Annotated in this window: 23 protein-coding genes and 1 riboswitch; of the genes, 11 read left to right on the plus strand and 12 right to left on the minus strand. The window is 55.3% G+C overall.

The features are described 5' to 3' along the window. Positions 1-57: 57 nt before the first annotated feature. The 3 genes from Z948_RS0108360 to ade are packed head-to-tail and all read right to left on the minus strand — an operon-like array spanning position 58 to position 4,138. Positions 58-1,527: an AMP nucleosidase gene (locus tag Z948_RS0108360; protein WP_025059113.1), complete on the minus strand. Its 1,470-nt coding sequence runs from the start codon at positions 1,525-1,527 to the stop codon at positions 58-60. Positions 1,528-1,538: 11 nt separating this feature from the next. Further along, on the minus strand, positions 1,539-2,345 hold the full coding sequence (locus tag Z948_RS0108365) for a hypothetical protein (protein ID WP_025059114.1): 807 nt from the start codon (positions 2,343-2,345) through the stop codon (positions 1,539-1,541). Beyond that, positions 2,342-4,138 carry an adenine deaminase gene (ade, locus tag Z948_RS0108370; protein ID WP_025059115.1) on the minus strand — a complete coding sequence of 599 codons (1,797 nt, stop codon included), beginning with the start codon at positions 4,136-4,138 and terminating at the stop codon, positions 2,342-2,344. Before ade ends, Z948_RS0108365 begins: the two co-directional genes overlap by 4 nt. A gap of 49 nt (positions 4,139-4,187) precedes the next feature. Here ade and Z948_RS0108375 point away from each other — a divergent pair, with 49 nt between their 5' ends. Both Z948_RS0108375 and Z948_RS0108380 read left to right on the plus strand, forming a co-directional pair. Continuing rightward, positions 4,188-4,610 carry a VOC family protein gene (locus Z948_RS0108375; protein ID WP_025059116.1) on the plus strand — a complete coding sequence of 141 codons (423 nt, stop codon included), beginning with the start codon at positions 4,188-4,190 and terminating at the stop codon, positions 4,608-4,610. A 139-nt stretch (positions 4,611-4,749) separates the two neighbouring features. After that, positions 4,750-6,000 carry a glycosyltransferase family 4 protein gene (locus Z948_RS0108380; RefSeq protein WP_025059117.1) on the plus strand — a complete coding sequence of 417 codons (1,251 nt, stop codon included), beginning with the start codon at positions 4,750-4,752 and terminating at the stop codon, positions 5,998-6,000. A 12-nt stretch (positions 6,001-6,012) separates the two neighbouring features. On the opposite strand, the gene Z948_RS0108385 is transcribed toward Z948_RS0108380, so the two are convergent. Then, complete coding sequence (locus tag Z948_RS0108385; RefSeq protein WP_025059118.1) at positions 6,013-7,122, minus strand: polysaccharide biosynthesis/export family protein; 1,110 nt, start codon at positions 7,120-7,122, stop codon at positions 6,013-6,015. A gap of 102 nt (positions 7,123-7,224) precedes the next feature. Here Z948_RS0108385 and Z948_RS0108390 point away from each other — a divergent pair, with 102 nt between their 5' ends. From Z948_RS0108390 to Z948_RS0108425, 8 genes are all read left to right on the plus strand, one after another. Next, on the plus strand, positions 7,225-8,079 hold the full coding sequence (locus Z948_RS0108390; RefSeq protein WP_025059119.1) for an NAD-dependent epimerase/dehydratase family protein: 855 nt from the start codon (positions 7,225-7,227) through the stop codon (positions 8,077-8,079). Further along, positions 8,080-8,691 (plus strand): sugar transferase, encoded by a 612-nt coding sequence (locus Z948_RS0108395; protein WP_025059120.1) that lies wholly within the window; start codon positions 8,080-8,082, stop codon positions 8,689-8,691. A 159-nt stretch (positions 8,692-8,850) separates the two neighbouring features. Then, positions 8,851-10,740 carry a polysaccharide biosynthesis protein gene (locus Z948_RS0108400; RefSeq protein WP_025059121.1) on the plus strand — a complete coding sequence of 630 codons (1,890 nt, stop codon included), beginning with the start codon at positions 8,851-8,853 and terminating at the stop codon, positions 10,738-10,740. A 122-nt stretch (positions 10,741-10,862) separates the two neighbouring features. Further along, positions 10,863-13,028, plus strand: a complete 2,166-nt coding sequence (locus Z948_RS0108405) for a YjbH domain-containing protein (protein ID WP_052033044.1) — start codon at positions 10,863-10,865, stop codon at positions 13,026-13,028. Then, the gene (locus Z948_RS0108410) at positions 13,025-13,729 is read left to right on the plus strand and encodes a YjbF family lipoprotein (protein ID WP_025059123.1); all 705 of its coding nucleotides are present in this window, start codon (positions 13,025-13,027) and stop codon (positions 13,727-13,729) included. The genes Z948_RS0108405 and Z948_RS0108410 overlap by 4 nt, the downstream gene beginning before the upstream one ends. 142 nt (positions 13,730-13,871) lie before the next feature. Next, the gene (locus Z948_RS0108415; protein WP_025059124.1) at positions 13,872-14,114 is read left to right on the plus strand and encodes a hypothetical protein; all 243 of its coding nucleotides are present in this window, start codon (positions 13,872-13,874) and stop codon (positions 14,112-14,114) included. A gap of 89 nt (positions 14,115-14,203) precedes the next feature. Beyond that, entirely contained in the window at positions 14,204-15,058 is an 855-nt protein-coding gene (locus tag Z948_RS0108420) for an SDR family oxidoreductase (protein ID WP_025059125.1), read from the plus strand. A 66-nt stretch (positions 15,059-15,124) separates the two neighbouring features. Next, the gene (locus tag Z948_RS0108425) at positions 15,125-15,913 is read left to right on the plus strand and encodes an ion transporter (RefSeq protein WP_025059126.1); all 789 of its coding nucleotides are present in this window, start codon (positions 15,125-15,127) and stop codon (positions 15,911-15,913) included. On the opposite strand, the gene dxs is transcribed toward Z948_RS0108425, so the two are convergent. The 5 genes from dxs to Z948_RS0108450 form a co-directional block, all read right to left on the minus strand. Continuing rightward, on the minus strand, positions 15,910-17,838 hold the full coding sequence (dxs, locus tag Z948_RS0108430; protein WP_025059127.1) for a 1-deoxy-D-xylulose-5-phosphate synthase: 1,929 nt from the start codon (positions 17,836-17,838) through the stop codon (positions 15,910-15,912). The genes Z948_RS0108425 and dxs overlap by 4 nt on opposite strands. Positions 17,839-17,848: 10 nt before the next feature. After that, positions 17,849-18,715 carry a polyprenyl synthetase family protein gene (locus Z948_RS0108435; RefSeq protein ID WP_025059128.1) on the minus strand — a complete coding sequence of 289 codons (867 nt, stop codon included), beginning with the start codon at positions 18,713-18,715 and terminating at the stop codon, positions 17,849-17,851. A 2-nt stretch (positions 18,716-18,717) separates the two neighbouring features. Further along, positions 18,718-18,960, minus strand: coding sequence for an exodeoxyribonuclease VII small subunit (locus tag Z948_RS0108440; RefSeq protein ID WP_025059129.1), 243 nt, complete (start codon positions 18,958-18,960; stop codon positions 18,718-18,720). 118 nt (positions 18,961-19,078) lie between these two features. Further along, complete coding sequence (locus Z948_RS0108445; RefSeq protein ID WP_025059130.1) at positions 19,079-19,780, minus strand: response regulator; 702 nt, start codon at positions 19,778-19,780, stop codon at positions 19,079-19,081. After that, on the minus strand, positions 19,777-20,286 hold the full coding sequence (locus tag Z948_RS0108450; RefSeq protein WP_025059131.1) for a MarR family winged helix-turn-helix transcriptional regulator: 510 nt from the start codon (positions 20,284-20,286) through the stop codon (positions 19,777-19,779). Before Z948_RS0108450 ends, Z948_RS0108445 begins: the two co-directional genes overlap by 4 nt. A gap of 162 nt (positions 20,287-20,448) precedes the next feature. On the opposite strand from Z948_RS0108450, the gene Z948_RS0108455 reads away from it, so the two are divergent. Next, on the plus strand, positions 20,449-21,318 hold the full coding sequence (locus tag Z948_RS0108455) for a branched-chain amino acid aminotransferase (protein WP_025059132.1): 870 nt from the start codon (positions 20,449-20,451) through the stop codon (positions 21,316-21,318). Positions 21,319-21,400: 82 nt separating this feature from the next. Here the strand turns inward: Z948_RS0108455 and cobO are convergent, their stop codons facing one another. From cobO to aroC, 3 genes are all read right to left on the minus strand, one after another. Then, on the minus strand, positions 21,401-21,994 hold the full coding sequence (gene cobO / locus Z948_RS0108460) for a cob(I)yrinic acid a,c-diamide adenosyltransferase (protein WP_211250470.1): 594 nt from the start codon (positions 21,992-21,994) through the stop codon (positions 21,401-21,403). A gap of 9 nt (positions 21,995-22,003) precedes the next feature. Beyond that, the gene (locus tag Z948_RS0108465) at positions 22,004-22,978 is read right to left on the minus strand and encodes a DMT family transporter (protein ID WP_025059134.1); all 975 of its coding nucleotides are present in this window, start codon (positions 22,976-22,978) and stop codon (positions 22,004-22,006) included. Positions 22,979-23,059: 81 nt separating this feature from the next. Further along, positions 23,060-24,163: a chorismate synthase gene (gene aroC, locus Z948_RS0108470; protein ID WP_025059135.1), complete on the minus strand. Its 1,104-nt coding sequence runs from the start codon at positions 24,161-24,163 to the stop codon at positions 23,060-23,062. Between the two features lie 92 nt (positions 24,164-24,255). After that, a riboswitch (TPP riboswitch) is annotated at positions 24,256-24,355 on the plus strand. Positions 24,356-24,367: the final 12 nt, after the last annotated feature.

Below are 24,367 nucleotides of genomic sequence, written 5' to 3' on the forward strand. Positions count from 1 at the left end.
TGGGCCAATTTCCTAAGAAATATCGGGTTTTTTGCAAATTTTCCGCATGTAAAGGGATTATAGGAACGCTGTTTCGTCAAAAGAGCGCAATTTCCGACTGTGAATCCGTTCCAAAGGCATGCCACGCAGCTGTTCCATGGCGCGGATTCCGATCATCAAATGGCGCGAAACTTGGGTTTTATAGAAATCTGAGGCCATGCCAGGCAGCTTTAATTCGCCGTGCAGGGGTTTGTCGGAAACACAAAGGAGCGTGCCATAGGGGACGCGGAAGCGATAGCCGTTGGCGGCGATTGTCGCGCTTTCCATATCCAGTGCGATGGCGCGGGATTGGCTAAGGCGCTGCACAGGGCCCGATTGGTCGCGCAATTCCCAGTTGCGGTTATCAATGGTGGCGACGGTGCCTGTGCGCATGATGCGTTTCAGCTCATACCCTTTCAGCTCGGTCACTTGGGCCACGGCATCTTCTAGGGCGATCTGGATTTCGGCCAAGGCGGGGATGGGCACCCAAACGGGCAGGTCATCATCCAGCACGTGGTCTTCGCGCAGGTAGGCGTGGGCAAGGACAAAGTCACCCAAGGCCTGCGTGTTGCGCAGACCTGCACAGTGGCCCACCATCATCCATGCGTGGGGGCGCAGCACGGCGATGTGATCGGTCGCGGTTTTGGCGTTGGAGGGGCCAACCCCGATGTTCACCAGCGTGATGCCAGAGCCATCTGCGCGTTTGAGGTGATAGGTCGGCATCTGGGGCAGCTTGGCCACGGGGGGAATTGGGGTGTCGCCGTCTGTGATCTCTTGATTGCCGGTCGAGACAAAGGAGGTATAGCCGCTGTTTTTGTCGCGCAGCATGGCGCGGGCGTATTCCTCAAACTCGGTCACGTAGAACTGGTAGTTTGTGAACAGGACGTGGCACTGAAAGTGATCGGCATCGGTGGCGGTGTAATGGGCCAGCCGCGCCAGCGAATAATCAACGCGCTGGGCGGTGAAAGGGGCAAGGGCGGCAACGCCGTCAACGGGTTTATAGGTGCCGTTCACGATGTCATCGTTTGTGGTGCTGAGGTCAGGCACATCAAAGATGTCGCGCAGGGTAAAGCTGGCGGCGCCTTCTTGGGGGACGGTGACGCCAGTATCGCTGCCCATGGCGAAATGCACGGGAATTGGCGTGTCGGACGGGCCGATGATCACGGGCTGCCCGTGGTTTTCGATCAGCAGGCCGATTTGTTGGATGAGGTAGTTTCGAAACAGGTCTGGTCGCGTGACCGTCGTGGCATATGTGCCGGGCCCCGAGACATGGCCAAAGCTGAGGCGGGTATCGACCTGCGCATAGGATGAGGTGGTAAAACGGATTTCGGGATAAAAAGCGCGAATGCGGGACGTGGGCTGCGATTTGCTCATCGCGTTGGTGAACTGTTCCCGCAAGAATTCGACGGCCTGCGTATAAAGCTGGGTCAGGCGGTCGACGGCCTCGGTGGCGTCGGTGAAGGCTTGGGGCTTTGGGGTGTTCGGTGTGCGTGTCTCGTCCTGCGTCATATGTCTCCGTTTCAATTTTTCGGGGCAAATAGGGTGCCGATTTTATCCATGATAGCGTCAGAGCTGTCATCGTCGTTAATGTTAAGGGCTTCGACCGTGCGCATGAGTTCAAGCTCGTAAGCGAGGTCTGCTTCGGTGGGTTGCGGGGTTACGGATGCAATCCATTTTGCAAAGGGATCATTGGTTTCTGTGTCGGAATATTCAGGGAAGTTAGCGATCCCCAGATCACGCGCTGTGCGCGGCATATCGAGGCCAAAGCGTTGTTTGAGAAACCCCTGCAAGGCGGTCGGCATGACGGGTTGGTCATCGGGGCCGAAATCATCCAGCGATGTCGCGCCGTGATGGTCCAATGTTGCTTGGATGGGGGTTACGTTGGTGTTTTGTAGGGAGCCGACCTCGGGGTAGCCCATGGCGAGGAACTGTAGCAGGATCAGTGGATCGTCGGTGATCAAGCCAAGGCTGTCGTGTCCGATGTGAACAAAATGCTGTTTGCCAACCTCGTCGAGCCAGATCGCCAGCCGCCCGCCGTCACCCGATGTTTCGCCGATTTGGGCGATGCGGTTGTCGATGGCGGGGTCAGGTACGCTCCAATGACCGGTATAGCCCAAATCGGTGCCACCAAACGCAAGGTAGCTGGCAACGGGGTGGCCCAGCATTTCGGTTGGATGAACGGCTAGCCAGTGATCCGCGGGGGTGCCTGTATCGTTGATGTGGTGCCAGCCTTGATCCTCGAGCCAGTCAAAGGTTTCGACCAGTTCGGGGGCAAGGGTGATGCCGCTGGGCAAGAGGGAGGATAGGGTCTGGGCAAAGATCTTCATGTTACGATCACATCCACAAATTCAAAGCTGCGCACATCGACGAGGCCTAGATCGGAAATCCGCAGCTCTGGGATCACAACCAGTGCCAGCAGTGAATGCTGCATATAGGCGTTGTTCAGGGTGCAGCCGCAATCGCGCATGGCTTGCATCAGCGCATCGGTTTTAGCGGCAACCTCGGAGGCGGGGCTGTCGGACATGAGGCCCGCGATGGGCAGGTCGATGGTGGCCAGCGGCGCGCCGTCTTTGAACACTGTGATGCCGCCGCCAAGCTGCTTGAGGTGGTTCGCGGCGAGGGCCATGTTTTCCCCATCGGTGCCGACGACAATCATATGGTGGCTGTCATGCGCCACGGTCGAGGCCATGGCCATGTTCCCTGTATAGCCAAAGCCTGACACCAGCGCGTTGACGACCCCACCCGTGGCGCGGTGGCGTTCGACCAGCGCGATCTGGCAGACGTCCCCGTGGGAGGTCACGCGGCCTTCGGTCACGGGCAGTTCGAACTGGAGCGCGCGGGTGGGGGCCTGATTTTCCACAACGCCGATGACATTCGCGGTCACGGCATTGGCGCCAGCGGGGGCGGTGATGGTGAAATCCGCATCGCTAAGGTCGCGGGCCATGTTGACGGTTTGGCGTGCATGGGTGGGCCAGTTGTAATGCGGACAATCAACAAGGCATTCCCCATCCTGCGCCACGATCTGCCCGCGGGCGATGACGGTTTCGATGGGCAGGGTGGACAGGTCCGATGTCAGGATCACATCTGCCCGCCGACCAGGGGTGAGCGAGCCGATATCGCGTTCCAACCCAAAGTGGGTCGCCGTGTTGATCGTGGCCATCTGGATCGCGATCAGCGGATCGCAGCCGCAGTCAATCGCGTGGCGCACGGCGCGGTTCATATGGCCATCGTTCACCAGCGTGCCAGAGTGGCAATCATCGGTGCACAGGATCATGTTGCGCGGATCAAGACCGCGTTCGGTGATCGCGGTGATCTGGCTTTCGACATCATACCAAGCCGAGCCAAGGCGGATCATGGAACGCATCCCTTGGCGCATGCGGGCGATGGCGTCTGCCTCGCAGGTGCCCTCGTGATCATCGGCGGGGCCGCCAGCAACATAGGCGGCGAAAGGGTGGCCTAGATCGGGTGAGGCATAGTGCCCGCCAACGGTTTTGCCTGCACGTTGGGTTGCGGCGATCTCGGCCAGCATCTGGGGGTCGGCGTTGCTGACACCGGGAAAGTTCATCATCTCGCCCAAGCCAATGATGCCGGGCCAATTCATGGCTTCGCTCACATCCTCGGCGGTGATTTCAAACCCTGTGGTTTCCATCCCCGGCGCGCTGGGCGCGCAAGAGGGCATTTGGGTGAAGATGTTGATGGGTTGCAGCAGGGCCTCATCATGCATCATGCGCACGCCCTCTAGGCCCAGCACATTGGCGATCTCATGGGGGTCGGTGAACATGCTGGTGGTGCCATGGGGGATCACGGCGCGGGCAAATTCAGCAGGGGTGAGCATGCCGCTTTCGATATGCATGTGGCCGTCACACAGGCCGGGCATCATATAGCGGCCATTGGCCTTTATGATTTGGGTGTCTGGGCCTTTGCAGTGGTCGGCAGAGGGGCCAACAAATGCGATGCGCCCACGCACAATTGCGATGTCATGATCGGCCAGTGTTTCGCGGGTGTGAACGTTTACCCAGATGCCGCCTGTGATGATCATATCGGCGGGCGCGCGGCCTGCGGCGACATTAACCAGATCGGCGGCCACATCGGGCCATGTAGGGAATGTTGCTTGTGTCATGTCCTAATATTTCACAGGGTTTGACCATGTACAAGCAGGGGGCGAATTGATGGATTATGACAAGATCGGCGCGGAGGCGTTCGGAGAGAGCCTGCGCGGTATAGGTCTGAACCTGTTGGTGAGGGATGTGGCGGCACAAGTTACCTTTTTAGAGACTGTTTTTGACATGAAAGCGCATCAACCGACGGCAGATTTCGCTATCATGGTTTATGGGGGGCAAGTGTTTCAATTACATCAAGACGGCACATATCATTCGAATCCGTTGTTGGGGCTGCTGCCTGAAAATCCGCCACGCGGCGGCGGAATCGAGATTAGGCTGTATGATACCGACCCCGAAATCGCCTGCGCGGCTGCGCTGGATGCTGGCGCGACAATCCTGCAAGAACCAACAGACAAGCCGCATGGTTTGAGAGAGGCATATATCCTGTGTGAAAACGGATATGCATGGGTGCCTAGCCGCGCGTTAATCTAATCCAATGATACCGCGTATAGGTTGGGTTTGTGAAACAACTTGGGCGGGGGTAATGCCCGATCGGCGTTAGATTTGCAAAACGCCTTTTATTGGGGTTATCTGGCCTGATTTAGAGAAGATAGAAAGGCGTTTCGCCCCAATGAATATTCTATTTGTTCATCAAAACATGCCCGGTCAATATCGTGAGTTGGTGCAGTGGTTAGCCGAACGTGGCGAACACAAAATATATTTCCTAACGCAGCGGAAAAATGCAGCGAAAATTGAGGGTGTCGAAACGCGTGTTTACAGGCCGCACCGCACGCCGACGAAAGATTCCTATGGCCTTAGCAAGGTTTGGGAAGAGGCAAGCGGAGCAGGCTTTGGGGCTGTGTTGGCCGCCCAGCGGATCGAGCGGGAAGACGGGTTTAAGCCCGATTTGATTGTTGGTCATGTGGGCTGGGGTGAGCTGACCTTTTTCAAGCAGATCTGGCCCGATGTCCCGATTATCGGGTTCTTTGAGTATTACTATCGCTTGCATGGCGGACCAGTGAATTTTGACAAGGAAGAGCCGGTAAACGAGCATACGCCGTTTCTGTTGCAGGCGCGCAATGTTGTACCTGCGCTGAACCTGACAACGGTTGATCGTGCGTTAAGCCCTACAAAATGGCAGCGCGATTGTTTTCCTCCTGAAATGCACAGCAAGATTTACGTCTGCCATGACGGTATCCGGACGGACAAGTTGAAGCCTGACCCCAACGCTGAACTAAAACTGGGGCGGATTGAAAAACCAATCACTTGTGACGATGAAATTGTAACCTATATGGCCCGCAATCTGGAACGTATGCGCGGGTTTCATCAATTTATGCGGGCGTTGCCAGATATTCTGGAGGCGCGGCCAAATGCGCGGGTTTTGATTATCGGCGGCAATGATGTTTCCTATGGTGCCAAAAGCAAGAAACCAGGTGGTTTGCGCGGCGAGATGGAGGCAGAGGTTGGTGACCGGGTTGATTGGAGCCGTGTGCATTTTCTGGGGCAGGTCCCCTATGAGCACTATCAAAAGATCATTCAGGTCAGCAGTTGCCACATCTATATGACGATGCCTTTTGTGATGTCTTGGTCATTGCTGGAAACCATGTCGATGCAGGCCACCATTGTGGCGTCTGACGTTGAACCCGTTCGAGAGGCCGTGACACATGGCGAAACTGGGATGCTGGTTGATTTTCACGATCCGGCTGCTTTGGCAAAACAGGTGATTGATGTGTTGGCGCGCCCAGAGGATTTTGCGCATTTGGGACCAGCTGCGCGCAAGCATGTTGTCGCGGAGTATGATTTCCTGACGAAATGCCTGCCCGAGCACCTCGCAGAGATGAATGCTTTGCTGCCCGAAGACAAGCAAATCAGCAGCTCTTAAACGAGGGGCTTGTTAGTTCGTGGCGGTGTTGATGAGGCCGAAGGCCGATCCAATAAGCCCGACAATGGTACGAACATTTGAAACAGGGCTTTCGGTGGCTAGAACAAGGTCACCGGAATTGATGTAGAAGTTCTTTGCCGAGAACAGGCCGTCTGATGTTGTTAGATCGATGGTGAACACCACACGTTGCTGACGTGGTCCGCGCTGGCCGGATGTAAGAGCGGATGCAGGGTATTCACGTAGAACCAGCACGCCTTTGGGGTTTGCACGCGCATCGGTGACGCCGCCGATGATCGACATAGCGTCCAGCGCCGAAATTTTGTCGCGGTTAAAGTCGAACTGGTTTTCCGAGTCAGCCGCACCCAAGGACAGGAAATAGCGGGGATCTTTTTCAACGATAACGCGGTCGCCGCCCTTTAGGCGTGTGTCCAGCTTTGGGTTATCGAAAAGGCGTTTTAGAGAGGTGCGATATGTTTTGTGACCGCGGATCAATTTAACCTGCGGATTTGACAGCGCATCATTCACGCCACCAGCCGCTGAAATCGCTGCAAGGACCGAGAAATCCTGATCGGGTAGTTTGAGGTTCCCGGGTGATTTGACGCCGCTGACCATATCAATCGAGTTTGTGCGCCCTTCAGCCATGGTTAGCTGGACCTGCGCACCGGGGGCAACGGATTCGAGTTGGCGCTGTAGCAACAGGCGCGCGCTGTCTGGTGTTCGTTCTGCGACGCGGACCTTGCCCACGTAGGGAATAAAGATTGAGCCAGATTCAGAGACCCGTAAATTGGCCAGATTGGTATTACGCTCGCCGGGGGCCAACAAAAGAGAGTTTTCGGCGCTATCCCAGATCACGACATTCAGCGTATCGCCCGGACGAATGATCTGAGCGTTTGAGCCATGGCTATGAGGCAGCCAACCATAGTGCCGTTCACCGGTTCGAGGCCATTCGGCGACGCTGGGCAAGAAGGCTTTTGATACGGGGTAGACGGCAAAGTCGGCTTCGGGCTCATCTGCGCCTTTGATGACTTCGGCCTGAATGGCCGCGCCCCTTGGAAGGTGGCTGCAAGCTGCTAAGCTGACGCATAGAACGGTCCAAAGGATGTATTTGGTTAGTTTGCCCATGGTTTCCACCGCTCATTCAAAATTATTTAACCCGCCTGCCGCACCTTTTATCCGGCGGGTTTGGGTTGGAAATTGTCTGAACGCAAGATACTGCATGTTGTTATGAGGTCAATCATTTCAACAAACGCAAAAGACGATTCTCGGGTACTGTTGCTTGGTGCTGGGGGGCGTTTGGGGCGAATGCTGTGGGAAAACTGGCCTGTTGCGGGGCAATTAAAGGGCCAAAGTCGGCGAAAGCTGGAGGGTATGCTTCAGTTTGATCCGCTGAATGACCCTGAAAAGCTGGCCTCTGCTATGGCGGGTGTGGCTGCGGTTGTTTGCTTGTCTGGTGTTACGCCAGCCCATGGCAGGGCAAGTGGTGACAGCATGGACCTCAATAAAACGCTTGCGCTGGCGGCGGTAAATTCGGCGCCTGAGGGCGTTAGGGTTTTTGTTGCGTCATCCGCGGCTGTTTATGGCGCGGCAATTGGACCACACAGTGAGGACACAAACGTTGCTCCTGTCAGCGAATATGGCGCCGCCAAACTGGCGATGGAGCAAGCCGCGCTTGCGCAGGGGCAGGGGCGAACCTGTGTTTTGCGAATTGGAAATGTTGCTGGGGCTGATGCCATCCTTGGCGGGTGGCAAGAGGGTATGGCATTGGATGAGTTGCCAGACGGGTCAACGCCACGGCGCAGCTACATTGGCGCGCGGTCGTTAGCGCATGTTGTTCATCGGCTTTGTTTCGCGGAAGATTTGCCGCAGATCATCAATATTGCAGCCCCTGGAGTTGTCGCTATGGGTGATTTGTTGGATGCTGCGGGCCTAGCGTGGACGCGGCGGCCCTCTGGTGATCAGACAATTCCTGAGGTTGCGTTGGAGACCAGCAGGGTTGAGCGGTTTTATTCATTTGAAGTGAACGAATGCACCCCTAAGGGGATGGTCGAGCAATTGCACAACAGTGAGGTAGAAACCTGAATGACATGGCGTAAACGCATCTTTGATTTGTTTTTCGCGAGCCTGCTTGTGCTGATATTGGGGCCGATCATTCTGTTTTTGGTTGCCTATATCTACCTTAAGCAGGGGCGTCCTTTGTTCTATGTGGCAGAGCGCATGAAAACCCCTGAGCAACCTTTTGGCCTTATCAAATTCAGGACGATGACTGTCGTAGACGAAGATCAAGGTGTTTCAGGGGCGAATAAGGCGTCGCGTGTTACGCCGTTGGGGGCCAAGTTGCGTTCAAAGCGGTTGGATGAGTTTCCCCAGCTATGGAACATTCTGAAGGGGGATTTGTCCTTTGTCGGGCCACGCCCACCTTTGCGGGAATATGTTGAACGGTTTCCAGATATTTATGGCGAGGTTCTAAAATCCAGACCGGGGGTAACGGGGCTGGCGACGATCCGGTTTCACAAGCATGAAGAGCGGCTTTTGTCTGCATGTGAGACTGCGGAGGCCACCGATGACGTCTATTGCCGCATTTGCGTGCCGCGTAAGGCGAAGCTGGATCTGATTTACCAGCGAAACCAGAATGTTTGTTATGATTTCGATCTGGTTTTCCAGACGATCGGGAACCTGTTTCGGCGGGGTTGAGCGCGGCAACAGGGCTAAAAATATCTTGGATATGCGTTTTAGCAAGAATCGGTTAGGGTTACCGATAAAGATAAAGAGTGCCGTTTCTTTGTATTAAAAGGCTTCGTGCTGGTTTTTCAGCCGATGACGGGCGCAGTAATTTTGATTATGGACAGGCTTATGCTGAATTGGATCAAATCGTTAAACAAGGCGCAAAAGCGCAACATCATGCTGGCCATTGATGCTTTGCTGGTGCCCTTTGCGATGTTGTTTGCTTTTGCTGCCTTGGACATGGGTGGCGGTATCTGGGAGAATTTCCGCAGCATTATGTTGCTTCTTCCGTATATGATTATGGCGGCGATTGGCATTTCGATCTGGATCGGAATTGCTGATATACAGGTTAGTGCCTATGAGGCCGCGTCGGTCGGCCTGACGGCCGTGCACGCGATCTTTTTGATCATCGCCTCTATGGTGGTTTCTGATATCGCGGGGCTTCAATTGCCAATGGGTCTGCACATGATCTTTGGTGTCGCCTTTTTCTGTTTTGCGGTGGCAAGTCGGGCAATCCTGTTGCAAATCGTTTTGGGTGTGTATCGTTACGCCAGTGACCGAACCCGTGTTTTGATTTATGGTGCAGGAACAACGGGTTCGCAGATGGTTTCGGCGCTAAGGGGGCATGAAACGATCCAGCCTGTGGCATTTGTGGACGATAACAAGGGGCTTCATGGGTTGCGGGTGCAACGGTTGCCCGTTTTTCCCACGGTGAATATCGCCAAGGTTGTGGATGAAAATCAAATCGACAGGGTGCTTTTGGCTGTTCCTTCGCTGAGCCGTCCCAAGCAGGCCCAAATCGCAAGGCGATTGGAAAAGATGGGGTTGGAGGTGCAGACGCTGCCCTCTTTCTCACAGCTGATCGGAGAGGAGGCGCTGGTGGACAAGCTAACGCCTGTATCCGCGAGAAGCTTTTTGGGGCGTGAGGAAGTGGATCACGTATTAGGCGAGGCGCGAAATAGCTATCAAGGCAAGGTTGTTTTGATCTCGGGGGCGGGTGGTTCCATTGGATCAGAGCTGTGTCGTCAGGTTATTGATTGCAGGCCAAGCAAGTTGATCCTGTTTGAGCTGAGTGAGTTGGCCCTTTACGAAATCGACATGGAATTGCGGAGTGTGATTGAGCATGAGGCCATGGAGATCGAGCTGATCCCTGTCTTGGGCTCGGTTACGGATAGTCGGCAAGTGCGCAAGCTACTGGCCACTCATGAGGTTAAGGTCGTCCTTCACGCGGCGGCTTATAAACATGTTCCCTTGGTTGAGGCCAACCCTCTTACTGGTTTGGTGAACAACGTGTTTGGAACCCAAACTTTGGCTGAGCAAGCGGCGAAAGCTGGCGTGGAGCGGTTTATGCTCATTTCGTCAGATAAGGCGGTGCGACCTACCAATGTTATGGGGGCTTCGAAACGTCTGGCCGAACTGGTTATTCAGGACATGGCCTATCGCCTTGAAGATAACTCGGGGACGATCTTTTCGATGGTTCGTTTTGGCAATGTTCTGGGGTCTTCGGGATCTGTAGTGCCTTTGTTTCAAGAGCAATTGCGCCGTGGTGGGCCGCTGACGGTGACCGACAAAGGTGTTGAGCGCTATTTCATGACGGTTCAGGAGGCAGTCAAACTGGTGCTTCAGGCCTGTGCGATCAGTAAGGGCGCCGAGGTGTTTGTGCTGGACATGGGTGAACCGGTTCCGATTTTCCAATTGGCACGTCAGGTTATTGAAAGCGCCGGATATGATGTGCGTGATGCGGACAACCCTGAGGGTGATATCGAAATTGAAATTACCGGCCTAAGGCCAGGTGAAAAGATGTCAGAGGAACTCACGATATCAAGTGATCTGTTGGGAACCGTTTATCCGAAAATCTTTATGACACATGAGAACGGGCTGTCCCAGATTGAGATCGCAACCGCCTTGCGTAGTTTGCGAGAGGCGTTTGTAGCCAGTGACGAAGAGATGGCGCGAGAGGTTGTGCGGCGTTGGGTTGAGGGGTTTCAGTCCTTTGCCCCCAAAGTCGAAGTTTCATGACGTTGGGCGTAGATTTGTCACGCAGGTTCCCGAAATATAAGGGCGGCGCCCGATTGTGTTGCACAAAGACAGCAGCACGTGCATTAGTGCCCGCAAAGAAAGTTCTGGACAGAGAGCAGAAAATGATCCGAGATCTTACGAGAAACACTTTTGTTGCTGCCCTATGGGGAGCCACCGCGCTGACCCCTTCTTTGGGCTTTGCGCAGGATGTGGATCGCGTTTTTGACGCGCCAAACCGTCCCACACTCAATTTCTACGGAACGTCAGGGTTGATTGATATGCCTTCGGCAGAGCATCTGCCCGATGGGCAAGTGGCTGTTGGAATTTCAACGTTTGGCGCAACAACAAGGACGACACTAACCTTTCAGGCGACACCGCGTATTCAGGCCAGTTTTCGCTATACAGGGATCAAGGACGCAAATATTTCCGGTTTTGACACGTATCGAGACAGGAGCTTTGATGTCCGTTTTCTGCTAAATCGCGAACGTCGTTACCTGCCTGCAGTTACCTTGGGGCTTCAGGATTTTGCCGGCACGGGTATTTATGCGGGAGAATTTATTGCGGCCACAAAGAATTTTTCTGGCGGTTTTCTTCCGGGTACAGTTAAGGCGACTGTTGGTCTGGGTTGGGGGCGTCTTGGGAGTTCTGGCAGTATTGGTGCGCCATTCGGGAGCGATCGTCCTTCATTCCAATCTGGTGATACGGGCGGCGAGCTGTCTGTTGATCAGTGGTTTCGTGGCGATGTGGCCCCATTTGCCGGTGTTGAATGGCAAATCAATGACAAGTGGGGCCTGAAGGCAGAATACAGTTCTGATGGTTATGTCACTGAAACGAATTTGGATGTGATTGATCGAAAATCACGTTTCAACTTTGGTGTTGAATATCAGATTTCAGATGGTGTTCGGCTCGGTGGCTATTACCTTTATGGCTCGGAAGTTGGATTGAATTTGCAAATTCAACTGCACCCAAACCGGCCGGTTTCCAGCCTTCGTTTGCCCGCACCCCGTCCGTATTCTGTACGGCCAAGCCGCAGCTCAGATCCGGCCGCGTATGATGATGATTGGATTACTTCGGAAGAGACGGCCTCGGGCGAAGTTCGAGACGCGATCATTCCGCTGTTGGAAGCCGAAGGCCTGACGTTGGTTGAAGTGAAAACGACCGCTTCTACCACCGAAGTACGGTATTCTAACGACCGGTACGGCGCGACTTCGGTTTCCGTCGGGCGGGTCGCACGGGTTATGGCCCGCTTGCTTCCTGCGTCGGTAGAGACGTTCCGCATCGTGCCTGTCGTGAACAACTTGGCACAGTCTGCTGTTATTTTGCGTCGTTCAGATTTGGAGGCGTTGGAGTTTTCACCAAACTCACCAGATGCCTTGTTGGCGCTTACTGGTTTCGAAGATGCCAATCCGGTTTTGGCTGGTAGCGCGCGCAACGAAGCCCTGTTTCCCAAGTTCAATTGGTCAATTGGCCCGTATTTGACACAGCGCTATTTTGATCCAAATGAACCTATTCGCCTGGATGCGGGTATTGCGTTGAACCTATCCTACAAGCCAGCACCTGGCTGGAAAATCGCGGGTCAGATTCAGCACCGTTTGGTGGGGAATAACTCTGATATTTTCAGGCAAAACCACTCTTTTCTCCCACATGTACGATCTGACGCGGTTGAATATGACCAAGGTGGAGACACATCCATTCCGCAGCTATACGTCAGCCGGCAGTGGAAGGCGGGATCGGATATTTATGCACGGGTATCCGCAGGGTATTTGGAACGGATGTTCGGGGGTGTTTCAGCAGAAGCTTTGTGGAAACCAGCATCCAGCAGATTGGCTTTTGGTGTTGAAGCGAACTATGTGAAACAGCGTGCTTTTGATGATCTTCTGGGTTTTCAGGACTATAGCATCGCGACAGGACATGCGTCAGCCTATTATGAATTCAACAGGGGCTATACCGCGCAGATTGACGTGGGTCGCTACCTTGCAGGGGATGTGGGGGCGACATTCACGTTAGAACGTGAATTTGCGAATGGTTGGCGCCTTGGTGGGTTCTTTACCCTAACGGATGCAACGGCAGAAGAATTCGGGGCTGGATCCTTTGACAAAGGTGTAAAGATTACAATCCCGGCAGAATGGTTGTTAGGCCGCCCCGATACGCGGGTTCGGTCGACAACGATCCGTCCGTTCAGTCGGGATGGCGGCGCACGTTTGAACGTTCCGGGTCGCTTGTATGAGCAGGTTCGATCCGGTCATCGTAATGCATTAGTTGGAAACTGGTCAGGAGTTTGGGAATGATCAGATTTGTATCACGAGTTGTTTGTGCCGGATTGATAGCGGGTCTTTTAAGTGCCTGTAGTTCTGAAGATAGTCAGGAAATTACACTGACGCAGCTGTTAGTGACCTCTGCAAAAGGTGTGGTTGAATCGCGGCGGGGTGGCCCACCACAGAAGGTCGTTGTATCGGCGGAAGATTTCGCAAAAATCAATGTTCCTTTGCTGCAGGTGAACCCAGAATCATCCGGCGGAAGCGACTTTTTGCAGCGCGCCGCAACGCGGCGCGATTCGAATCCGGGGACTGTGGAAGTTTGGAAATCGTCGGATAATGCTCAGATCTTCTTGAGAAATGGGGTTGTTGTGGGGACTCGCGGAGTTGGCCGTGACATAATTGCTGCAGACGCAAATATGACAGTTCGTGCTGTTCAAAACCGTCGCGGAGCAAGCGGAATTCGCTCCTTTATTGTTTCGGATGGTGATGTAACGAGCCAAAATGTGCGGTATCGTTGTGAAATCAGAAACGTGGGGGTTGAAAATATTTCCATTGCAAATCAATCGATTACAGTAGACCACCTAAGCGAGAATTGTACTGGCGGCCCTGCTGGAAACAGTGAATTGCGTAATGATTACTGGGTTCAACGATCAACGGGTTTGATCCGTAAATCCCGCCAATGGATTAGCCCTGCGGTGGGGTATTTTGAGATATTGCTGCTTAAAAACTAAGCGCGGATGCAACACTTGGCAGAAGGTGGCCAACAATGTAATCATAGGCACATATTACCATTGAGAACTTATTCCCTTTCGGCTATTCGTTTTTTCAAAGGGGATTTCCCCCGCAGGTTTAATCTAAAACAGGATGACTAAAATGTTGAAAACTATTTCTTTGGCTACAATCGTAGCATTCGCAGCAACCACTTCTTTCGCGGGTTCCTTGGCTCAGCCAGAAGAAAAAGATGACGTAACAGCATTCGTTCCAGCAGGCGGTTCCGGCATCGGCGCCCCAGCAATCATCGGCGGCGTACTGGCAGCAGTTGCAATCGCAGCTCTCGTATCCGACAGCGATGACGACGACGACGGTTCCGTAGACGGCCACGGCACTACAGACTAAGCGTCTTTAAGTTATTTACGAATTAGCGGCCTTTCCTTTGCGGAGAGGCCGCTTTTTTTTGGGCATCTTGTAAGGTTGCGGGGGCTTTTTTGGATAATCGGTTACTGTCATTAGGTCATGGTTATAGCGCACGGGCGCTGGCTGCTCGTCTTGTTCCGGAAGGCTGGCATATTGTTGGCACAACGCGCCACGAAGCCAAGATGGATGAGATAGCGGCAACAGGCGTCGAGCCAGTCCTGTGGCCTGGAACTGATCTTGAGGTCCTGATTGAAGAGTTCCCGAATATGCTCATCTCGGCGGGGCCGTCTGTGGATGGGGATCCGGTATTGAATGCGCTGCGGGGTGTTGTCACCAGTTCTGCTGCCTCCAAGCATTGGGTCGGGTACCTTTCGACCACTGGCGTATATGGGAATCACATGGGAGGCTGGGTGGATGAAACCACTGCCCTAACGCCCAGTACCAAACGTGGTGCGGCACGGGTTCAGGCAGAAGCCGATTGGCAGTCTATTCCTGACCTTCCGCTGCATATCTTTCGGCTGGCGGGTATCTATGGCCCGGGGCGTGGGCCCTTTGCAAAAGTGCGGGCTGGTACCGCGCGGCGCATCATCAAAGAGGGGCAGGTGTTTAGCCGCATCCATGTTGAGGATATTGCCTCTGCGCTGGAGCTATCCTTGGAGGCGCCAAACGCTGGAGCGATTTATAACCTATGCGATGACATCCCTGCGCCGCCACAGGATGTTATCGGTTATGCGGCGGAGCTATTGGGTGTTCCTGTGCCCGAGGCGGTTCCGTTTGACGCGGCTGAAATGACGCCAATGGCGCGCAGTTTCTACGCCGAGAGCAAGCGGGTCAGCAACAAGCGTATCAAAGCGGAACTCGGCTGGAAGCCCAAGTATCCAACATATCAAAGCGGTTTGACGGCATTGTTGGAGCAGTCAGGGTAAGACACCTTGTTGATGGCTTTCTGACGCTCCATATAACCCCCCAAGAATGCGAATGATGGAGCCCCGATGACCTTTACCGAAAAGCTAACTTCCTACCTAGAGGCGGATCGGGTGCGCAATGCGATCCTTGTGGTGATCCTGTTCAATGCGATCATTCTGGGGCTAGAGACTTCCAAGTCGATCATGGCGCAGGTGGGTGGTTTGATCACGTTCTTGGATCGTGCCTGCCTTGCGGTGTTTGTCGCCGAACTCGCGGCAAAGCTGGTAGCATATCGAACGCGATTTTTCCGCGATGGGTGGAACATTTTTGACTTTGCGATTGTTGGGATTTCGTTGGTTCCGGCGGCACAGGGTTTCTCTGCGCTGCGGGCATTGCGGATTTTGCGGGTATTGCGCGTGGTGTCTGTGGCGCCGCGGCTGCGGCGTGTGGTTGAGGGGTTTGTGACCGCATTGCCAGGGATGGCGTCGGTGTTCATCCTAATGGCGCTGATTTTCTACATCGCGGCAGTCATGGCGACCAAGCTATTTGGAGGGTCGTTTGAGCAGTGGTTCGGCACCTTGGGGCAATCGGGGTATTCGCTGTTCCAGATCATGACGCTGGAAAGCTGGTCGATGGGGATCGTGCGCCCTGTGATGGAGGTTTACCCCTATGCGTGGATGTTCTTTGTGCCGTTCATCTTGGTCACTACATTTGCTGTGGTGAACCTGTTGGTGGGTTTGATCGTGAACTCAATGCAGGACGCGCACCAAGAGGAATCAGTGGCCAGCACAGATGCCTACCGTGCTGAGGTGAACGAAAAGCTAGCCGCGCTAGAAGCCAAGCTGGATCAGCTGATCGCCGCGCAAAAGGACTAGGCGCGCGCTGCGCCAAGAGTTGCGATGCCAAGGGTGTCGAGAACTTTTGCCTCGATCTGCTCGGCGTTCATACCAGCGATAGCGTACATGTCTGCGGGGCTTGCCTGATCGATAAAGGTATCAGGCAGCACCATGGAGCGGTATTTGAGGCCGTTGTCGAACACGCCATTATCCGCGAGTAGTTGTGCCACATGGCTGCCAAAGCCGCCCACGGCGCCTTCTTCGACGGTGATCAGGGCCTCGTGGTTTTGGGCCAGCGACAGGATCATGTCCTGATCCAACGGCTTTGCAAAACGGGCGTCAGCGATGGTGGGCGTGATGCCTTTGGCCTTCAGCGCCTCCGCGGCCTTTTCGACCTCTTCCAGACGGGTGCCAAAGGACAGGATCGCCACGCGGCTGCCCTCAGCGATCAAGCGGCCCTTGCCGATTTCCAGTGGGATTCCCCGTTCGGGCATATCCACGCTGCGCCCTTCGCCGCGCGGAAAGCGAAAGGCGATCGGGCCATCGTCATAGGCGGCGGCGGTGGCGACCATATGCTTTAGCTCGGCCTCATCCGCAGCGGCCATGACCACAAATCCAGGCAGGTTGGCCAGAAAGGCCACATCGAATGAACCTGCATGTGTGGCCCCGTCGGCACCAACAAGGCCCGCGCGATCAATCGCAAAGCGCACAGGCAAGCGTTGGATCGCGACATCGTGGACAACCTGATCATAACCGCGTTGCAGGAACGTGGAATACATCGCGCAGAACGGTTTCAACCCACCAGCGGCCAGCGCGGCAGAGAAGGTGACGCCGTGTTGTTCGGCGATGCCCACATCAAAGCAGCGCGAGGGGTAGCGCTCCATAAACAGGTTCAGGCCGGTACCATCGGGCATGGCTGCTGTGACGGCGCAGATTTTGTCGTCATCGGCGGCTTCCTGCAGCAGGCTGTCTGCGAAGACGTTGGTGTAGCTGGGTGCGTTGCTGGGCGCTTTTTTCTGCTCGCCCGTGATAACATTGAATTTGGCGGTTGCATGGCCTTTGTCACGGGCGGCTTCGGCGGGCGCATAGCCTTTGCCCTTTTTGGTCAGTACGTGGATCAGGATCGGGCCTGTTGCGCGCGATTTGACCGTGCGTAGGACGGGCAGCAGCTGGTCCATGTCGTGGCCATCAATCGGGCCAACATAGCTAAAGCCCAGCTCTTCGAACAAGGTGCCGCCAACGGCCATGCCTTTCAGCATTTCCTTGGCGCGCTTTGCGCCTTCGCGGAAGGGCGGGGGCAGCAGGCTGACCGCGCCTTTTGCGGCGGATTTCAGTTCTTGAAACGGTTCTTCGGCATAGAGGCGGCTCAGGTAGGCGGACATGGCGCCAACGGGGGGCGCGATGCTCATCTCATTGTCGTTGAGGATGACGATCATCCGCTTTTTCAAATGACCCGCGTTGTTCATCGCCTCATAGGCCATGCCAGCGGACATAGAGCCATCGCCGATCACGGCAATCGCATCGCCCAGCCCTTCGGGGACCACACCGCCCAGATCACGGGCAACGGCAAAGCCCAAGGCGGCCGAGATCGAGGTAGAGCTATGGGCCGCGCCGAAGGGGTCATAGGGGCTTTCGGAGCGTTTGGTGAATCCGCTGAGGCCGTTTTCCATGCGCAGCGTGCGGATGCGGTCACGGCGTTCGGTCAGGATTTTGTGGGGGTAGCATTGGTGGCCCACGTCCCAGATGATTTTGTCACGCGGGGTGTCAAACACGGCGTGCAGTGCCACGGTGAGCTCGACCACGCCGAGGCCAGCGCCCAAGTGGCCGCCGGTGACCGAAACAGCGGAAACGGTTTCATTACGCAGCTCATCCGCCAGCTGGGTCAGCTGGGGGTCGGAGAGTGTTTTCATATCCGCAGGGCGGTTGATCTTGTCCAGCAAGGGCGTGTTTGGCGTATCGGTCATCTGGTCGTTCCTAGCTTTTGCGGGTGACCACAAATTTTGCGGCTTGGCGTAGGGTCTCTGCATCGTTGCCATAGACGGATAGAACGTCGCAAGCGGAGGTCATTAAATCGTGCGCGCGGGCCTTGGCATCATCAAGACCCAGAAGGGACACGAATGTGGCTTTGCCAGCGTCAGCATCTTTTCCAACGGCTTTGCCGACGGTTTCTGCATCGCCTTCAACATCAAGGATATCATCCGCAATTTGAAAGGCGAGCCCCAGATCACGGGCATATTGCCCCAGTGCACTGGTATCTGCCTGTGCCATGATCGGGCCAGCGGTTGCAGACCATTCGATTAGCGCGCCTGTTTTGCCAGCCTGAAGGGTGGTGATTTCGTCCAATGTAAGAGGCGTCTTTGCCGTCTCGGCGGCGATGTCGAGCGCTTGGCCCCCGACCATTCCCCGCACACCTGCGGCCTGTGCCAATGTCGTGACAAGGTGCAGGCGTGCAGCATCGGGGCATTCGGTCTGGGCGGTCATTTCAAACGCAAGCGTTTGAAGCGCATCGCCTGCCAGAACGGCGGTTGCTTCATCCCATTTGCGGTGCACGGTTGGTTGGCCACGGCGCAGATCGTCATCATCCATACAGGGCAGATCGTCATGCACTAGGGAATAGGCGTGCAGTGCCTCGATCCCCGCAGCGGCTGGGGTGGCAATGGCGGGTGTGATCCCGTGCAAACGTGCGCTTTCGATCACCAAAAAGGCGCGCAGACCCTTACCGCCCGTGGTTGCGTATAGCATCGCGTCACGCATCGGCCCCGTGGTGCCGTCCAGTGATTTGATGATATGCGAAGAAGCTAAGACACCTGCGTCTTTTAGGGCCTTTGCAAAGCTGTTCACTGTTACAGGCCTTCGACGTGTTTTAATCCAGCAGGGTTTCCATCCGCATCCAAGGTGATTGCGGCGACTTTTTCTTCGGCTTCTTTCAGCTTGGCCTCGCAGCGGGCTTTCAGCAGGGCGCCGCGTTCGTACAGCGTGATGCTTTCATCCAGCGCCACATCGCCGCGTTCCAGTTTGCCCAGAACGGTTTCCAGTTCGGCCATTGCCGCTTCAAAGCTCATCTCGGAGACAGGTGTGTCGGTCATTGGAATCTCTCTCAATTCGGGTTGAGGGACCATACTGTTCCTGCCCGTATATGACCAGCCGAAGCACGGCTGTGAATGGTCAAAAAATCATCTGCTAAATGTGGTTAGGCTGGGCGTGTTAATCGGGGTCCAGCATGTATCCCGCTCCGCGAACGGTTTGTAGATAGCGGGGTTGTTTGGGGTCTGTTTCGATTTTGCGACGCAGGCGCGTGATCTGGACATCAACAGCGCGCTCTTGGGCCTGTCCACGGTCGCGGCCCAGCTCTTCCACCAGATTTGAGCGGCTTAATGCTTCGCCTGGTTTGGCGGCAAAGATTTTCATCAGTTGGACTTCTGTCGCGGTTAGACGCACCAGTTCATCCCCTTGCCACATCTCGCCGCGTTCGATGTCATAGCGGATGGGGCCAAGGCTCAGCACTTTGGGGGCGGTGTCCTCTGCTTGGGTTTCGGGCATCCGGCGCAGGATTGCATTGATCCGAAGCAGCAGCTCTTTTGGTTCAAAGGGTTTGGCAAGATAGTCGTCGGCGCCTGCTTCCAAACCTTCGATACGGTTATCGGTTTCACCTTTCGCGGTAAGCAAAAGAACAGGCGTTTCCAAAGTTTCGCGCAAGGAGCGTGTAAGGCTAAGCCCGTCTTCGCCCGGCATCATGACATCGAGGATGATCATATCGAACTCAAGCCCCGATAAAACGCGGCGCGCATGGGCCGCGTCGCGGGCAGCGGTGACCAGAAAACCGTGCCGCATCAGGAATTTTTGCAGCAGGGTGCGAATGCGTTCGTCGTCATCAACGATCAGTAGGTGTGCGTCGGGAATGCTCATGATGCGTTATCCTTTAGGCGGGTATAGCTGTTGCGCATTTCCGAATCCATCATCGCCTCTAGAACTGTGCGGAACCCTGCCACGGCGTCAGGGCCAGCATCCCGAAACGCGGACCGCATTCTTGCCCGTTGAGCGTCTGAGAGGGTTTGTTCCAATTTCTGTCCTGCCTGTGTGAGATTCAGATGGCGTTCACGCTTATCTATACGGCCAACTTTGCTTTCTACCAGACCATCTGAGATGAGGGTACGCAATACACGGTTCAGCGACTGTTTTGTTACCCCAAGGATGTTCAACAGGTTATTAACTGTGGTGCCAGGGGCGCGCCCGATAAAGTGGATCGCGCGGTGATGGGCGCGGCCATAGGCCATATCGGCCAGAATGCGATCTGGATCAGCCGTAAAGCCCCGATAGGCAAAGAACATCGCCTCGATGCCCTGTCTTAGCTGTTCGTCGGTGAGAAACAGCAATGCCTCTCCGTGAGAGGGGCTGGATGCGCGCCTGTCCATGGGTCGTCTCCCGTAGGTATTTTGCGGGGTAGTTTATGTCAGTGTTGTTGACACTCCAACCATGAAAGGCTACGAAATGCAAGGTTTTGCGTAATTTTATGTCGGCGTTGGGCATTTTGACGCAATATTTGAAATATTATGTGTTCACGAAAAGGAAATGCAATGGCTGGTGGATATGATGACCGCGATGGTTTCATCTGGATGGATGGAGAGATGGTTCCGTGGCGTGAAGCCAATGTGCACATTCTGACCCATGCCATGCATTATGCGTCTTCGGTTTTTGAGGGCGAGCGGGCCTATAACGGCAAGATTTTCAAAAGCCGCGAGCACTCCGAGCGTCTGAAACGTTCGGCCGAGATGATTGATTTTGTGATCCCATATTCTGTTGATGAACTAGAGGCGGCAAAGGCTGAAGTTCTGAAAGCATCTGGTCTGCAAGACGCCTATGTGCGTGCAATTGCATGGCGTGGTGCGGGTGAGGACATGGGCGTGGCCTCTGCGAAAAACCCTGTGCGCGTTGCAATCGCCGCGTGGGAATGGGGCGCCTATTACGGTGACGCCAAAATGAAGGGCGCCAAGCTGGATATTTCCAAATGGAAACGCCCTAGTCCTGAGACAATCCCCAGCCACGCCAAAGCGGCGGGTCTGTATATGATTTGCACCATGTCCAAACATGCGGCCGAGGCGAACGGCTGTTCGGATGCGATGATGTACGATTACCGCGGCTATGTGGCCGAGGCGACTGGTGCGAATATCTTTTTCGTGAAAGACGGCGAAGTACACACGCCCCTGCCGGATTGCTTTTTGAACGGGATTACGCGCCAGACGGTTGTGGGGATGCTAAAGGATCGCGGCATCACCGTTCACGAACGCCACATCATGCCCGAAGAGCTGGACGGGTTTGAGCAGTGCTGGTTGACGGGTACCGCTGCCGAAGTCACGCCAGTTGGCCAGATCGGCGACTATACGTTTGAAGTGGGCGAACTGACCCGCGATATCGCCGAAAGCTATGAAAAGCTGGTCCGCGAATAAGCATTGAGTAGAATTGGAGTGGCCAGCCAGAGAGAGCCCTTTGGCTGGCCATTTTTGTTTTGATCTAGGACTAGATCAGGATTTAGAAATCCACGCCGCGCTGGGCTTTGATGCCTGCTTTGAAGGGGTGCTTTTCTTCGGTCATTTCGGTCACCAGATCGGCGTATTCGCGCAGTTCGGGTTTGGCGTCACGCCCTGTCAGGATCACGCCTGTACGTTTGTCGCGGGCCTCCAGCCCTGCGATGACATCTTGCACCGACAGGTATTCATAACGCATGGCGATGTTGATTTCGTCCAGCACGACAAGGTCATAGTCGCCGCTCTCCATCATCGCGCGGGCCTTGGCAAAGGCGGCTTGGGCGGCGGCGATATCGCGTTCTTTGTCTTGGGTGTCCCACGTGAAACCTTCGCCCATTGTGTGCCATGTCACCTCGTCGAGGCGTTCAAAGAACAGCCGTTCGCCGGTTTTCCATTTGCCTTTGATGAATTGAACAACGCCGACCTTTTGCTTCCATCCCAGTGCGCGCACGACCACGCCGAATGCAGAGGAGGTTTTGCCCTTGCCAGCCCCTGTATGAACCAGAACCAGTCCTTTTTCGGGGTCTTGCAGTTCGGCCACGCGCTTGCGCTGCTCGGTCTGGCGTTCTTGCATCTTTTTCTTGTGATCGTCTGACATGGAAATTTCCTAGTTTGCAGTGCCTGAGGGGGCGATGCTGGGTTTGGATTTGCTGCGATCCACCCCAAGCTGCCGTTCGCGCCATATGATCAGGACGCCGCCGATAATGACAAGGGTTGCGCCGATCAAAATTGCAGAAGTTGGGATTTCGGCAAAAATAAACCACCCGATGAGGGTCGCAAAGATCATTGAGGAATAGTCAAAGGGCGCAAGCATCGAAGCCGACCCAAAGCGGTAGCTGGCGGTGACCATGATCTGCGCAAACCCCGCAACGGTGCCTGCGGTGATGATCAGCGCAAGCGCGACGAGGCTAGGGGTGGTCCATGACAGGGCAGGGCTGGGGAAGACCCATCCCAGCGGCAGGGTCAACAGGGACAAAATCGTTGCGGTAAGCGAAAAATAAAACACGATGGCAGAGGTGCTTTCGGTTTGCACAAGGCGGCGCAGGTGGATCTGCACCAAAGCCCGCAAAATAGAGGCGGTGAGAATCATCAGCGCCCCGATGGTTGCAAGGCTAGAATAGCCTTCGTCAAAAGACAGCCGTGGCGCGATGACAATCAGCACTCCGATCAGCCCAAGGGCCACGGCACAAAAGCGAAACAAGCGTACGCGTTCACCCAGCAAAAGGGCGGCGAAGATGACGGTGAAAATCGGTGTTGCATAGCCGATCGCGGTGACCTCGGGCAGGGGCAGTAATGACAGGCCGCCAAAGGTCATGATCATCGCTGAGGTGCCGATCAATCCGCGCCAGACATGGCCCAGCATGTTGTTCGCTTTGAAGCCGTCATGCAGGTGACCTTGCTGCCATAACCAAAAGACAATCGGCGGCATTGCAAAGGAAGACCGGAAGAACACGGCTTGGCCTGTGGGCATTTCTTCGGAAACAATTTTGATGAGCGCGGCCATCACGGTGAACAGAAATATCGCACCGACCTTTAAGGTGATCGCGCGGGCGGGATTGTTCTGCGTCATTGATTTGGCCATGGGGCACTAATGCGCCTGAGGCGGCGAAGTTACAAGGTGGCAAAACAATCGGTCCTGTTGAACCCGATTGGCTGTATAGGCTCAGCCTATTGTGCCGCGGTTCTGGCCGATCTGGCCGCGGTGCAACAGCAGGTGGTCCAAGATCACACAGGCCATCATGGCTTCGCCCACGGGGACTGCGCGGATGCCGACGCAAGGATCGTGGCGGCCTTTGGTGATGATCTCGGTTTCCTCACCTGATTTGGTGATGGTTTTGCGGGTGGTCAGGATGGAGGAGGTCGGTTTAACCGCAAAGCGCACAACGATGTCTTGGCCCGTGCTGATGCCGCCCAAGATGCCGCCTGAATGGTTGGAGGAGTATTCGGGCTGGCCGTCTTCGCCGATGAAGATTTCATCTGCGTTCAGCTCTCCTGTGAGCATCGCGGCGGACATGCCTTCGCCGATTTCCACACCTTTGACGGCATTGATGCTCATCATCGCGGCGGTAAGATCTGTGTCGAGTTTGCCGTAAACCGGCGCGCCGATGCCGGCGGGAACGTTGCGGGCGGTCACCTCGATGATCGCGCCAACGGAAGATCCCGATTTGCGCAGACCGTCAAGATATTCGGCCCAGTCGGTAGCTGCCTTGGCATCTGGTACCCAGAAAGGGTTCTGTTCGATTTGCTCCCAATCAAACGCGTCGCGGTCAATTTTATTCGGGCCCATCTGCACCATGTAACCGGTGATTTCCACGTTGGGGGCAATCTGTTTGATCGCCTCACGGGCAAGACCGCCCGCCGCAACGCGAGACGCGGTTTCGCGCGCCGATGACCGCCCGCCACCGCGATAGTCGCGGATGCCGTATTTCTGGAAATAGGTGATGTCGGCGTGACCGGGGCGGAATTTTTCTTTGATGTCGCCGTAGTCTTTGGAGCGTTGATCGGTGTTTTCGATCATCAGCTGGATCGGCGTGCCTGTAGTCACGCCTTCAAACGTGCCGGACAGGATCCGCACCTCATCGGCCTCACGGCGCTGGGTGGTGTATTTGTTCTGGCCCGGTTTGCGTTTGTCCAGCCAGTGCTGGATCATCTCGGGGGTGATGGTGACCCCAGGAGGGCAGCCGTCGACGGTGGCGCCCAAGGCAGGTCCGTGGCTTTCGCCCCAAGTTGTCACGCGGAAGAGATGGCCAAAGCTGTTGATCGACATGATGGGGCTCCTTTGTTCTTTGCATTTAACGGGGGTGGCGCGGTGTCTCAAGGGGTTTCGGCTTGCCAAAGGGATGTTGACCTCCTAGGCCTGTGTCTACCTCGGGGGGCACGAAAGTGCTGAGATTGCGAAAGCTGACCCGTTGAACCTGAACCGGTTAACACCGGCGGAGGGAAGGTATGGGCAAAACTCCATCTTCTCGTC

It is taken from the genome of Sulfitobacter donghicola DSW-25 = KCTC 12864 = JCM 14565 (genome assembly GCF_000622405.1).
Taxonomy (GTDB): domain Bacteria; phylum Pseudomonadota; class Alphaproteobacteria; order Rhodobacterales; family Rhodobacteraceae; genus Sulfitobacter; species Sulfitobacter donghicola.